Here is a 12761-nt window from a genome sequence, read left to right as displayed (position 1 = left end):
GCTCGTCTGGCTCGTCCTGCTCTCGCCACTGCTCGTCATCGGCGGGGCGTACGCGCTCATCAGCGGAATCGGCCGGGCACTCGGAATCGGCTGATCGGGGCATACCCCTATAACCCCCTACCCGCTGCCCCGCGGCGATGCCTGCGGTGGTGGCGGGTAGGGGTATGGCGGGCCGGCGCGGCTGGCCGGACCTGCGTATTTCGGCAAATGCTGTTCCTGCGCAGCATGTTTCAGGTCGCGTGGGCAGCCGATCGGCGCCGCCGGTATGCCGGAAACGTGTGGCAGGGTGATCGGCTATGAAAACGATCCTGATCACGGGGGCGACGTCGGGTATCGGTCTTGCCGCAGCACAGCAGTGCGCCGCAGGAGGTGATCGGCTGATCCTCGTCGGACGGAATCCGCGCAAGCTGGCCGACGCGGCGACCGCGGTGCGGGCCGCCGGGGCGGGCGGCGTGGACACCTTCGAATGCGATTTCGCCGCGCAGGCCTCGATTCGTCAGCTCGCCAAAAATGTGCTGGCGCACTACGACCGGCTGGACGTGCTGGCCAACAATGCGGGCGGTTATCACAAGCAGCGCACCGAGACCGAGGACGGCGTCGAGGCGACGTTCGGCGTCAATCACCTCGGCGGTTTTCTGCTCACCGAACTGCTCATCGATCTGATGGTGCGCAGCGCGCCGTCGCGGATCCTGTTCACCTCGTCGGTTCTGCATTTCGGCGCCACCCTGGACTTCGACGACCTCGGCTTCGAACAGGGGTACTCGGGCGAAAAGGCCTACAGCCGATCGAAGCTGGCGAATATCCTGTACGCCAGGGCATTGGCGCGCCGGGTCGAGGGAACCGGCGTGACGGTCAACGCCTTTCATCCCGGCGCGGTGGAAAGCGGGATCTGGGATTCGCTGCCGTGGTACGGGCAGCCGCTGATCGCGCTGGCCAAGCGCCTGTTCATGATCCCGGTCGGGGAAGGCGGGCGGGCGCTGACCTATCTCGCGACCGACCCGGAGGTGGCCGGGGTGAGCGGCGCCTATTTCCAGAAGAACCGCATCAAGACTCCATCGCGCCGGGCGCAGGACGACGCGCTCGGGCAGCGGTTGTGCGAGGTGAGCGCGACCATGGTCGAGCCATAGCGCGGCCGCTGTGCAGTCAACGACAACGCTGTCGGAAATCCCAAGCGACACATCAGGTTTGTCCTCGACTGATCTGCAGGAGGCAGAGGCTATGCAGCGTACGCGTTTCGAGTCGATCGGCTCGTACACGCCGGAAACCGTCCGTTCCACCGCGGAACTGATCGACAGCCTGGCGGTGCCGAGGTCGCTGGATCTGGAGCGGATAACCGGGATCAAGAATCGGCGGGTCTACGACGCGCATCCGGACCGCTACGAATCGTCGTTCGAATTGGCGCTGCGGGCCATCGACGATTGCCTGAGCCATTCCGACTACGCCGCGGACGAACTCGACATCGTCATCTCCGCGTCCATCACCCGCACCCGGGGCAAGGAAGTCTTCTGCTACGCGCCGGCCTTCGCGCTGATGCTCGGCAACGCGATCGGCGCGACCTCGGCCCGGCATTTCGATGTGTCGAACGCGTGCGCGGGAATGCTGACCGGAGTGCTGGTGCTGGACCGGATGATCAAGGCGGGGGTGGTGCGCAACGGTCTGGTGGTCAGCGGCGAACAGATCACGCCGATCGCGGAGACGGCGGTGCGGGAAATCAGCAAACCGTACGATCCGCAATTCGCCGCGCTGACCGTCGGTGACGCGGCGGTGGCCGTGGTGCTCGACGACCGCGGTGACGACCACGACGAAATCCATTACGTCGAATTGCTGACCGCCGCCGAAGGAGCCGAGCACTGCCTCGGCATGCCGAGCGACCGGACGGCGGGGATCGCGCTCTACACCGACAACCGGGCCATGCAGAACGAGGGCCGGTACCGGCAGGCGATCAACCGCATCGACACCTTCCTGCAAGAGACCGGCCGCACCTGGGCGGGCGAGAAATTCGACTACTGGATCCATCACCAGTTCAGCGCGCCGGTCATCGATTACCTCGGGCACCTGACCGAGCAGCATTTCGGCACGCCGATGCCGCAGGCCTTGAATGTGTTGCACGACTTCGGCAATACCGCGTCGACCTCACATTTCCTGGTGCTGCACGAGCATCTCGCGCAGCAGAAGATTCCCAAGGGATCGAAGATCCTGATGATTCCCGCGGCTTCCGGGCTCGTCTCCGGTCATCTGGCCGCGACTATTTCGCGTCTGGAGGCGTGAGTTATGGGTACTACGATTGTCGCGGCCGCGACCAATACCGATCTCGACACCGGCAGCTATTTCGAGCTGGCCACCCGTGCGGTCCGCAAGTGCCTGGCCGGTTCGGATGTCTCGGTGGACGAGGTCGGCATGCTGATCAACGTCGGCGTGTTCCGCGACCACAACATTTCCGAGCCGGCGGTGTCCGCGCTGATCCAGAAACGGATCGGCCTCGGCCTGGAGTATCAGCCCGGCCGGGTGCCCGCGTTCTCCTTCGATCTGATGCACGGCGCGACCGGGCTGTTGCACGCCGTCAACACCGCGGACTGCTTCCTGGCCAGCGGTGACGTGGAGTACGCGCTGGTCGTGGCGGGGGACACCCATCCGTCCACCCAGCGTTACGTCGAGGGGTTTCCGTACACCCCGGGGGCGGGCGCGCTGTTACTCGGCGGGTCGCCCACCGCCGGGGGCTTCTGCCCGTTGCACACGCGCGAGACCGCCGGACCGGCTGATCCCGCCGCCTGGGTAGACCTGGCCGCGGCCGGTCCGAACGGGCGCTCGGCCATGCGCATTCGGCACCGGGCGGAGGATCCGCTCGAGCTCGCGGCCGCCGCGGTCCGGGCCTGTGTGGCGGACGAGGGCCTCGACGATGACGATTTCGCCGAGGGGCGCGCGGTGTTGCTCGCGCCGGCGCCGACCGCGGGGTTCTCGGCTCGGCTGGCCGAAACCTTGGGCTTGCGCACGGAATCGGTGGTCGGTGTCGCTCCGGCGGTCGGCGATCCGTACACGGCGGCGCCGGTGCACGCGTACCTGAACGCGCGCGAATCCGGTGTGCTCGAGCACGCCGATTCGGTGCTGTTCCTGGCCGCCGACGAGGCCGCGGCCGCCTGCCTCGCCTACCACCCGCAGTCGGCGGCGGTCGCCACGGTGGGCGCGGGTGGCGTGGCGCGGCGCGAAAGTCGTTGATGTAAATCGTATTCCGTCATGGATGTCGGAATCGTGGCGGCGATCTTGTTGCCGGGATTCGATGACAGGCCAGCGGTCGGCGACCTACGCTATGGGCACCGGCTGGATCAATGGGCGTACGGATACGCCCCTGCTGCGACGATGCCGCATTTACAGCACCCCTTCGATGGTGCCCGTCACAGTCGGGTACACCTCGTCGATGAAGGGGGCTCAGGAATGCACCAGCAGATCTCGTCGCAGGGCGAGAAATGGTCGGAACTCGACCGATCCGCGGTCGGCCAGGCAATGGCCGTGCTGGGCGGCGCGAGCACGGTCGGCCTGGTGGCCGAATTGCTCGAGGCGGACGAGGCGGTGGTGCGCACGGCGGTCCGGCAGCTCGCCGCGGGGGCGTCGGCGCGGGCGATGTTCGACGATGTCGATCTCGCCGAACAGATCCTGCGCGATATCCCGGCGCAGATCCGCCGCGAACTGCACGCGCGGGCGGCGAAGCTGTTACACGACAAGGGTTTTCCGCCTGCCGCCATAGCCGACCAGTTGGTCGCGGCCGGTGCCGCGGACCATCCGTGGGCGGCGGTGGTGCTGCTCACCGCCGCGGCGGAGGCGTTGGCGAACGACCAGATCGACCGCGCGGTGGCGCGGCTGGAGCTGGCCTACCGGGCCACGCGCGACCCGGCCGACCGTGCCACCATCGCGATTCGCCTGGTGCGGGCCGAATGGCGGAGCAGTCCGTCGAACCGCACGCGGAACTACACGCGGATGCGCGCGGCCGTTCGCGCGGGGCGGGTGCCCACCTCGGGTTTGCCTGCCGTCGTCATGTTCCTGCTCTGGCACGGCCAGACCCAGCACGCGGATCAGGCGCTCGGACAACTGGATTGCGGTCCGCTCGACGAGGCGGCGCCGAAGGTCGACTTCCTGTGCGCGTGGCTGCGGTCCGCGCATCCGCCGCACGCGCAACGCCATCCGCGCCTGCTGGCCGCCCGCGCGCGGCGGCACTCGGCGATGGCGCTGCAGCTGTCTCCGCATCTGCTCGGCGCGGAGCTGCTGACCAGCCTGTTCACCGGATGGCCGCAGGCCGAAACGGTCACTCTGGCACAGCGTTTGCTCACCGGCCATCGGCTCGCGGCGGGCACGGTGGAAACCCTTGCGGCAGCGGTACATTGCCTGATCTACACCGATCAGCTCGATATCGCGGCGGCCTGGTGCGACTCGCTGCTGGCCGAGGCGGAGGCGCGGCGGGCCCCGACCTGGCAGTCGATCTTCACCGGGCTGCGCGCGGAAACGATGCTGCGCAAGGGCAATGCGCGGGCCGCGGCCGAGGACGCGGTGTTCGCGCTGAAGCATGTGCCTGCCGAACAGCTCGGGGTCTGGATCGGGACACCGATCGCGGCGCTGGTGCGCGCGCTCACCCTCGCCGGCAAGCACGCGGGCGCCGAGGCGCAACTCCGAAGACCCGTGCCGCGTGCGCTGTTCGAGTCCCGGTTCGGCCTGCCCTACCTGCACGCCCGTGGCCATCACTACCTCGCCGTCGACAACGCCGGCGAGGCGCTGCGCACCTTCCGCCGCTGTGGCCACCTGATGCGTCGCTGGCACATGGATTTTCCCTGGCTGGTCGCCTGGCGCAACGACGTCGCCGCCGCCCATCTCGCGCTCGGCGAGCACGGGCACGCCCGCGCCGTCGCCCACCGCCATCTCGACCTGCTCGGCGCCGCGAGCCAGCACCGCACCGGCGGCGTATCGCTGCGCATGCTCGCCGCGACCGCCGACCGCTATCAGCGCGTCCGGCTACTCCGCGCCGCCACCGCGATCGCCCGCTCCGGCGGCTGCGACCTCGAATTGGCCACCGCCCTCGGCGAACTCGGCGCCGCCCACCGAGCCGTCGGCGACCACGACAAAGCCCGCCTGCTGACCCGCGAGGCCATCCGCCTGGCCGAGTCCTGCGGGGCCGACGCCCTCCTGCGCGCCCTCCTCGGCGACCGTGCCCAGCGCCCTACCCCGCCCCGCCCCCGCTTGCGCCCCCACCCCAACGCCCTCGACACCCTCAGCCCCGCCGAACGCCGCGTAGCCGAACTGGCCGCCCACGGCAAACGCAACCGCGACATAGCCGCCACCCTCGACATCACCACCAGCACCGTCGAACAACACCTGACCCGCGTCTACCGCAAACTGGAAATAGCCCGCCGCACCGAACTAACCTTCGTCCTCACCCCCACCGGAGTCCCCGCGACCGGATAATCCCGCGCAGGCCGGCGGCTTGGCCGCGCTGCCTGCCGCCACAACACCGCTACCTGAACAACCCCGCTCGGCCCGCCATGCAGTCGATCCGGCCTCGATATCGCAGTGGTCCAGAGTCGGCCACCTCCGCAGACGTAGCGGATTACCGCCGCTCCTCACCGGAGTCATTGAGCTGAAGTCGATTCCGGACCTTCGCGACGTGCGGGCGTTGCAACGGCCAGCGCAGGGCGATGACCGACAGAACGTCGTCGATAAGCGGGAGGTCTGCCCCCAAAAAAATGCCGGACTCGGCGGGTCGATGAGCTCTTCGCAGCTGTTGAGCAGCAGGCTGCATCCTGTCTCGTCCAGGACGCCGACCTGATCGGCGACGGTGTGGCGGCCGATGCGCGAACCAACCACGATTCGTCGGTCTGCGTTCGAGAAGTTGCCGGCGGCGGTGAAGGGGCTTCGCCGCCGCCGACGGAGCTGGGTTGGGGGTGGTTAGGTGGGGCGGGAGAGGGTGTGGATTTCGTGGAGGAGGGCTTTCAGGAGGCGGGTGGGGAGGTCTTCGCCGAAGCGGGTGGTGTCGGCGGTGACGTGGACGCTGAGGCCTTGGCCGCGGCGGTCGTCGAGGAGTTCTACGCGGACGGGGAGGCTGGTGTGGTCGCGCATGTCTTCTTCGGCGGCGATGAGGCCGGCGGCGAGGAGTTCGTCGCGGGGGTGGAAGTGGACGTAGTTGAACATGACGTGGTAGGGGTCGCCGCCGAGGAGTTTGCGGACCTCGGAGTGGGGGAAGCGGCGGTGGGTGAGGAGGCGGTTCTCCGCGTCGAATGCGCGGCGGGCGGCGGCTTGCCAGTCGCGGCCGGACAGTTCGAGACGCAGCGGCAGCTGGTTGAGGAACAGGCCGAGGGTGACGTCGGAGCCTGCGCGTTCGGGCCGGCCGTTGAGTAGCAGCCCGACCACCGGGGCGTCGGTATGCCACACCGTGCCGATCGCCGCGCAATTGGCCGCCAGCAGCAGGCTTTTCAGCGGCAGGCCCCACTGCGCGGACAACTCCTCCAGGCGGCGGGCGTCGTCGGCGGGCACGGCTGCACTTACCTTGCGATGCACCGGGATTCCGGTACCGGGCTCGGGGACGGCGCCGAGGAGTTCCCGGAACAGATCTGCGGAGTCGGTCGCCCGCATGGCTTCGCGTTCGAGCCGGATGAACTCCGAATACGGCACCGGCTCCGGGAATTCCGGCGGTTCGCCGTCCAGCAGACCGGCGTACGTGCGGACCAGCTCGTTGCAGAACACCGCCTCGCTCCACCCGTCGAGGATCGCGTGATGGAACGAGTAGGACAGCGCGAAGGTGTCGGCGCCGGTGGCGGCGGCGTGCACGCGGATCAGCGGCGCGGTCTCCGGATCGAACGGCTGCCCGAGCTCGGCCATGATCTGTTCGTACCGTTGGGTTTTCCCGGTGTCGTCGAGACCTCGGTGATCGGCGGTGGTCAGCGGGATCGGCGCGGCCCGCTGCACCAGCTGCATCGGCTCGCTGAAGCCGGCCAGGTCGAATCGCGTGCGCAGCACCGGATGCCGCGCGGACAGCAGATCCAGCGCCTGCCGCAACACCGCGGCATCCAGCGGGCGCAGCACGGTGCGGGAGACCACGTCCAGATAGAAAGCACCGTCGCTCATGAGGCTTTCGTGAATGAGCCCGAGCTGCAGCCGCGCTGCGGGATAAGCCTGTTCGACATCATCGGGCAGTCGTGCGCGATCCAGTAGCGACAGCAGATCATCGGCGCCCGCCGGGGACGCGGCGGAGGTGCCGAGCGCCGCGCAGGCCCCGCGCGGGGTCGGATTGCGGAACAGATCGATCAGGGTCAGCGCCAGCCCTTGCTCCTGCGCCGCGCCGAGCACCTTGAGCGCGAGCAGCGAATCACCACCGAGCGAGAAGAAGTCGTCGTCCGGTCCGACGTGGTCGACCTGCAACACCTCCTGCCAAATGGCGGCGAACACGTCCTCGGGCGCCGCAATGCTGTCGTTCATCGAGAAATCCTTCCGTAGCGTGGTCACAGCTGCCCCAGCTCTGCCGCGGTGACTGTGCGGGTGTGTGCCGGTGCGTCCGGCGCGGCCGGAAAGTCGAATCGGTAGCGCAGGGTCGACTCGACTTGCTTTGCGATGACGGCCAATTCGCCGATGTCGTGCGCCTCGCCCATCACGATGTCCATCTCCCTGGTCTCCACCCCGCCCGGCAGCGCGGTGCCCGGCCGGACGTACGGCCGGTGCAGGGTGACGCCGGGCAGCGCCTTGATGTCGTCCACGCCCTCGATGGCCACCAGCGTGGCGGCCCGGCGCGGTGCCGGGTGGAACAGCTGGTAGTAGGCCCGTCCCTGGTAAACCGCTGGCAGACTGCACGATTCGCCGATCGCCACCCGCCCGGCCAACTCGATCAGATCCAATCCCAGTGCGCGCCGGGCGAGTTCGTTGATGCCGCCGCCGAGTCGCCCGTTGACCTCGATCAGCCGCGGCCCCCGCGGGGTGAGCTTGACCTCGGTGTGGGTCAGGCCGGTGACCACGCCGAGCGCCTCGACGGCCTGCCTGGCCAGCGTGCGCACCTGCTCGTCCTCGTCCGGGGCGAGCGGCGACGGCCAGAACCGCCCGGTCTCGCGGAACGGCGGCACCATCGGAAACTTGCCGGTGACCGCCAGATCCCGGATCTCGCCGTGCTGCACGACGCTCTCGATCGAGACGTAATCACCGAACGGCGCGCAATCCCGGCCGACCAGGTACTCCTCGAGCACGAGCGTGCCGCCGGCGACCAGACCGGGCCGGGACTGCGCGAGCAGCGTCCGGGTCAGCTCGAGCCCGGTGTCCGCGTCATCGATGTAGAAGGTGTTGCGGCTGCCGCCGCCGTGTACCGGCTTGAGCACGGCGGGCAGCCCGGTCGCGGCGACGGCGGCCGGCCAGTCCGACTCCGCATCGATCCGGTGACAGCGCACGGCGTCGACACCCGCGCGCCGCAACGCTTCTCGCTGCTCCCACTTGTCGGTCAGCGCGGCGAAGGTCCGCCGATCGTGGAACGGCAGTCCGAGCGCGTCGGCCAGCTCGACCGCGAGCCCGAGACCGCGTTCGGTGTAGGTGACCACACCGTCGGGTTTGTGCGCCCGTGCGGCGTCGGCGGCATGGGCGATCGACTCCGCCCACAGCACCGAACCGAATTGGGACAGTAGGGGTTCCATCGTGCGGGTGTGCTCGTTCGGCTCGGCGACGAAGACACAGTTCGCCCACCCCGCCAGCCCGACCGCGATGTCGCCGGGGTGTGCGGCGCCCTCGTCGTACGCGACCACCAGGGTCGGACGTGCGCCGCTCATAGCTCGACGACCGTGACGGCCCGGCCCGTGTCCGGAACCGAGGCGGCGGGCCCGTCCAGCGCGGCCGCCAGATCGGCGATGCAGGCGTGCGCGTAGATCTGCGCGATGACCAGCGTCGGATAGTGCCGCCGCAGGCGCGCGAACACGGTGAGCGCCTTGAACGAATCCCCGCCGATCTCCATGAACCGCTCGTCTCGCCCGATGTCGGCGCGGCCGAGCACCTCGCTCCACAGCCGGGCGATCAGCTGTTCGGTGGGGGTACGTGGCGGATCGATCGCGCGGGCGGGGGCCGGATCGGCGAGCGCGTGCAGGGCGGTGAAGTCGGCCTTGCCGTTCGGCGTGACCGGGATGTGCGGCACCGGCACGATGCGGCTCGGCACCAACGCCGAGGGGAGCGTGGCGCGCAGCGTTCGAATCAGTTCTGCCGGTTGCACAGTGCCGACCACGTAGGCGACCAGTTCGAGCGGCTGCTCCGGTTGCGCGCGCTCCCCGGTGACCACCGCCTGCCGCACGCCGGGCGAATCCAGCAGCGCGACTTCGACTTCGCCCGGCTCGACCCGGTTGCCGCGGATCTTGATCTGCCGGTCGGCCCGCCCGAGATAGTCGAGCGTGCCGCCGGGTTCGCGGATCACCAGGTCGTCGGTGCAGTAGAAGCGGTCACCGGAGGCGTCGAGCCGGAGGAATTTGGCGTCGGTGCGCGCGGGGTCGCCGAGGTAGCCCAGGGCGACGCACTCGCCGCCGAGGTACAACGTGCCGGGGGTGCCGTCCGGCACCTGGCCGAGGTCGTGGTCGAGAACGACGCCGCGCACGCCGTTGAGCGGCGTGCCGACCGGCACTCGGGGGCGCTCCGCGTCGGCGGCGGTGACCCGGTGCATGGTCGCCAGGATGGTGGCCTCGGACGGGCCGTATCCGTTGTGCACCTCCAGGTCTGGGCGAGCCCGCAGGATCGCGGCGGCCAGGCGCGGCGGAAAGGCCTCGCCGGCGACCACCAGCACGCGCCTCGGTAGCAGCGCGGCGAGATTGCCCTCGGCGGCCAGGGCCTCGAGCTGAGACGGGGTGTAGGTGAGGCAGTCGACCGGATGCGCGGCCAGGTCCGCGGCCAGCGCGATCGGGTCGAGGGTTGTGTCCCTGGGGTATACATCGAGCCGCGCCCCGGACAGCAGTGCGCCGTACACCGACACCTTGCCGAGGTCGGCGGCGAAAGTCGTAGCGAGGCCGAAGCTTTCCATCGATCGGACACTCACTCGCTCCCAGAACGCCGCGCAGTAGTTGAGCAAGGCGCGATGCGATACCTGGACCGCCTTCGGCGTGCCGGTCGAGCCGGACGTGCACACCAGGTAAGCGACATCGTCGCGGTCGAGCCCCGCTGCGATATCCAGGTTTTCGGTGGACGGCTCGTCGCTCAGCACATGCACGGGCAGGCCGTCGGCGGGCAGCCGCGACCGGTTTCGAGCGTCGGTGAGCACCGCCCGCGCCCGGGTGGTGTCGAGCAGCGAGCGCAGGCGTGGCTCGGGATCGGTCGCCTCGAGCTGGACGTACGCGGCGCCCACCGCCCACGCCCCGAGCACTCCGGCCATGCAGCGCACGGATCGATCCATCAGTGTGGCAACGACATCGCCGCGGCCGATGCCTTCGCCGCGCAGCCAGGCGGCCACTGCGGCCGCGTGGGCGGCGAGTTCGCGGTAGGTGAGTTGTACTTCGACCTGCCGCAAGGCCGGACGATCCGGCAGGTCGGCGGCGAGGCGCGCGAAGGCGTGTGCGGCGGTCGGGGACTGTCGTAAGGCGACAGACGTTGTCGGCATGGGAAACTCGATTCGTTCCGGGGAAGTTCAGTGCGACGCGGCGGCCGAACGAGTGGTCTCGATCAGCTCGGCCAGCGCCGCTACGGTCGGGGTGCGGAAGTAGGTCTTGAGCGAGAGCTGGACCGCGAAGCGTTCTTCCAGCGCGGTGAACAGGCGAAGCGCGGTGTGGCTGGTCCAGTTGTCCAGCTCGTCGAACCGGCGCTCGCCGGTGATCGCCTCGGGCGGTAGATCGGTGACCGTGGAAATCATGTGGGCCAGTTCTGTTTTCAGGTCAGGCATGGGGCTTCATCGATTCTTCGGTGTGGATCGAGATCCACGCGGGGGACAGTGCCGGACGCGGGTCGAGGTGCAGCACGCGCCGGACGGTGCCGTCGGGGTCGGGATCCCGTTGGGCCGGAACGAAACCGGCGTCGGCGAGGAATCTCTCCGCCGGTCCGTTGCGGCCGGTGCCGCGGAAGGCCGCCTCGAGCCGCAGTACACCGGTCGCGGCCGCTTCGTCGATCACGGTCTGTAGCACCGCGAATTCGATGCCGCGCGCGAACACCCGGCAGCTCATCACCGCGTTCTCGATCAGCCAGTGATCGGTGTGTTTGGCGATCCACAGCGCCCCCACAATGCCCTCGCGGCCGAACCGATCGGCGACCTCGAACCCGAGCACCGCGTGGTCGGGGGAGTCGGCCATGCGGCCGGTCTGCTGCGCCGAATGCGCGCGCCCGACGAGATTGAATTGATTGGTGCGCCCGCCGAGTTGCACGATGCGCGGCAGCAGGTACTCGTCGGCCCGGCGGACGGTGACCTCGATGCCGAGTTCGCTCAGGTAGCCGTCGAGGGCGGAGTGCCCGCGCGTCCACTCCTGCCGATGCACCCTGGCGCGGTACAGCTCGGTGCGTTCCCGGTCGGTGTCGGTCGTCGTGAGCACGGTGAAGTGATCGCCGGCCAGCAGCGTGCCGAGGTGCCCGGCCGGATCGCCGCTCATCGGCACGACGGTGACCTGCGGCAGCGAGCGGGCGACGAGCTGACATTCGAACGGCGAGTCGTCGGCGAAGACCAGGCTGTCGAGTCCGAGGTTCAATTCGGCGGCGAGCGCCGTGAGATTCGCGTCCTTGGGTTCCCAGTTCGCCTTGACCGCGACGAAATCCGCGGCGCGGACCAGCATTTCGGGATGCTCGGCGAGCACCTGGGTCACCAGGTCCGGATCGTTCTTGCTGGCCACCGCGAGCAGCACACCCTGATCGCGCAGCGCGAGCGCGGCCCGTTGCAGCTCGGTATAGGCATTGCCCGGATACAGCGAACCCAGCTCGATGTTCTCCGGCCCGTCGTCGCCGAGCACGCCGCCCCACAGGGTGTTGTCCAAGTCCAGCACCAGGCACTTTTTCGAGCGGCCGGTGAGCGCGCTCGCGTACCCGGCCACCTGGCCGGCGAAGAGTTGCTCGACTGCCGGCGACCAGGCCATGCTGCCGAAGCGATAGAGCCGGTCGTCGCGCAGCGGGACGGCGGCGTCGGCGAGCAGCATCTCCAGGTCGAGCACGCCGACGCCGTCGAGGCGGTCGGCGAGTTCGAGCAGGCCGCTGTTGAGTTCGCGCCAGGCCCGGCCGAGCCGTGCGCGCGAGCGGTAGGCGTTGACGGTCCGCCAGCGCGGCTGCGGCAGCGGGACGGTGTGCACGAGAACTGTTCCGGTGGTGCGGGTCGCGAAGTCCGACAGAGCAGCGCCGAACAGGTCCAGGCGTTGTTCCAGGAGGTCGCGAACGGCGTCGAGATCCGCGGTGGGGGCGTCGCGGGGCAGGAACAGCTCGTCATGGATCGGGCACACGGTGAGATCGGGCGCGGAGCGCGCCAGCGCCGAATCCGGATCACTGAGCTGCATGAGCAGCTGATCCGGTGGGATCAGCTGGAATTCGGCGTCGATCCCCGCCGCGAGCAGCGAAATCCGCAGCAGCGGAACCACATTGTCGGCGGTGAAGGAGGCGGCGACAGCCACCCGCAGCGGGTAGGGCTTCGTGCCGGGCCTGGTCACCAGGGTGGGATCGATGCGTCCGAGCAGTCGCCCCGCCTCCCGCGCGGTGCCGATGTCGGGGGTGTGTGCCAGCGCGGACGCCAGCGTCGGATCGGGTTCGGCGCCCGGCTCGGTCAGCCGCCGGGCGCGGTCGAGTAGGTCGTTCACGACCGTCCTCTCTTTCGTTGT

At 69.3% G+C, this 12761-nt stretch carries 9 protein-coding genes; 4 read left to right on the top strand and 5 right to left on the bottom strand.

Annotated elements, in window-relative coordinates; translation table 11 throughout:
• Nucleotides 1-296 precede the first annotated feature (296 nt).
• The 4 genes from ACFYO1_RS26670 (at nt 297) to ACFYO1_RS26655 (ending at nt 5445) form a co-directional block, all read left to right on the top strand.
• A complete protein-coding gene (locus tag ACFYO1_RS26670; RefSeq protein WP_387236422.1) occupies nt 297-1127 on the top strand; it encodes an SDR family NAD(P)-dependent oxidoreductase in 831 nt (276 codons plus the stop codon).
• Nucleotides 1128-1218: 91 nt separating this feature from the next.
• Nucleotides 1219-2268 carry a 3-oxoacyl-ACP synthase III family protein gene (locus ACFYO1_RS26665; protein ID WP_387236419.1) on the top strand — a complete coding sequence of 350 codons (1050 nt, stop codon included), beginning with the start codon at nt 1219-1221 and terminating at the stop codon, nt 2266-2268.
• Nucleotides 2269-2271: 3 nt separating this feature from the next.
• Complete coding sequence (locus ACFYO1_RS26660; protein WP_387236416.1) at nt 2272-3213, top strand: hypothetical protein; 942 nt, start codon at nt 2272-2274, stop codon at nt 3211-3213.
• Between the two features lie 216 nt (nt 3214-3429).
• The gene (locus ACFYO1_RS26655) at nt 3430-5445 is read left to right on the top strand and encodes a LuxR C-terminal-related transcriptional regulator (RefSeq protein WP_387236413.1); all 2016 of its coding nucleotides are present in this window, start codon (nt 3430-3432) and stop codon (nt 5443-5445) included.
• Nucleotides 5446-5925: 480 nt separating this feature from the next.
• On the opposite strand, the gene ACFYO1_RS26650 is transcribed toward ACFYO1_RS26655, so the two are convergent.
• From ACFYO1_RS26650 to ACFYO1_RS26630, 5 genes are read right to left on the bottom strand one after another with little or no spacing between them, the layout of a single operon-like run.
• Entirely contained in the window at nt 5926-7452 is a 1527-nt protein-coding gene (locus ACFYO1_RS26650; RefSeq protein ID WP_387236410.1) for a condensation domain-containing protein, read from the bottom strand.
• Nucleotides 7453-7475: 23 nt separating this feature from the next.
• Nucleotides 7476-8777 (bottom strand): ATP-grasp domain-containing protein, encoded by a 1302-nt coding sequence (locus ACFYO1_RS26645; RefSeq protein WP_387236407.1) that lies wholly within the window; start codon nt 8775-8777, stop codon nt 7476-7478.
• Nucleotides 8774-10579, bottom strand: a complete 1806-nt coding sequence (locus tag ACFYO1_RS26640) for an amino acid adenylation domain-containing protein (RefSeq protein ID WP_387236404.1) — start codon at nt 10577-10579, stop codon at nt 8774-8776. The genes ACFYO1_RS26645 and ACFYO1_RS26640 overlap by 4 nt, the downstream gene beginning before the upstream one ends.
• A gap of 27 nt (nt 10580-10606) precedes the next feature.
• Nucleotides 10607-10858 (bottom strand): acyl carrier protein, encoded by a 252-nt coding sequence (locus tag ACFYO1_RS26635; RefSeq protein WP_387236401.1) that lies wholly within the window; start codon nt 10856-10858, stop codon nt 10607-10609.
• Complete coding sequence (locus tag ACFYO1_RS26630) at nt 10851-12740, bottom strand: HAD-IIIC family phosphatase (protein WP_387236398.1); 1890 nt, start codon at nt 12738-12740, stop codon at nt 10851-10853. The genes ACFYO1_RS26635 and ACFYO1_RS26630 overlap by 8 nt, the downstream gene beginning before the upstream one ends.
• Nucleotides 12741-12761 lie beyond the last annotated feature (21 nt).

This window comes from Nocardia sp. NPDC006044, from assembly GCF_042871115.1.
Lineage (GTDB): Bacteria > Actinomycetota > Actinomycetes > Mycobacteriales > Mycobacteriaceae > Nocardia.
The sequence above is the reverse complement of the archived record's forward strand: the minus strand, read 5'-3'. Positions and strand labels throughout refer to the sequence as shown.

Bases quoted from the DNA above. Each gene is read 5' to 3' on its own strand.
- ACFYO1_RS26650 (WP_387236410.1), bottom strand. From the start codon at position 7,452: ATGAACGACAGCATTGCGGCGCCCGAGGACGTGTTCGCCGCCATTTGG.
- ACFYO1_RS26635 (WP_387236401.1), bottom strand. From the start codon at position 10,858: ATGCCTGACCTGAAAACAGAACTGGCCCACATGATTTCCACGGTCACC.
- ACFYO1_RS26645 (WP_387236407.1), bottom strand. From the start codon at position 8,777: ATGAGCGGCGCACGTCCGACCCTGGTGGTCGCGTACGACGAGGGCGCC.
- ACFYO1_RS26640 (WP_387236404.1), bottom strand. From the start codon at position 10,579: ATGCCGACAACGTCTGTCGCCTTACGACAGTCCCCGACCGCCGCACAC.
- ACFYO1_RS26660 (WP_387236416.1), top strand. From the start codon at position 2,272: ATGGGTACTACGATTGTCGCGGCCGCGACCAATACCGATCTCGACACC.
- ACFYO1_RS26655 (WP_387236413.1), top strand. From the start codon at position 3,430: ATGCACCAGCAGATCTCGTCGCAGGGCGAGAAATGGTCGGAACTCGAC.
- ACFYO1_RS26665 (WP_387236419.1), top strand. From the start codon at position 1,219: ATGCAGCGTACGCGTTTCGAGTCGATCGGCTCGTACACGCCGGAAACC.
- ACFYO1_RS26670 (WP_387236422.1), top strand. From the start codon at position 297: ATGAAAACGATCCTGATCACGGGGGCGACGTCGGGTATCGGTCTTGCC.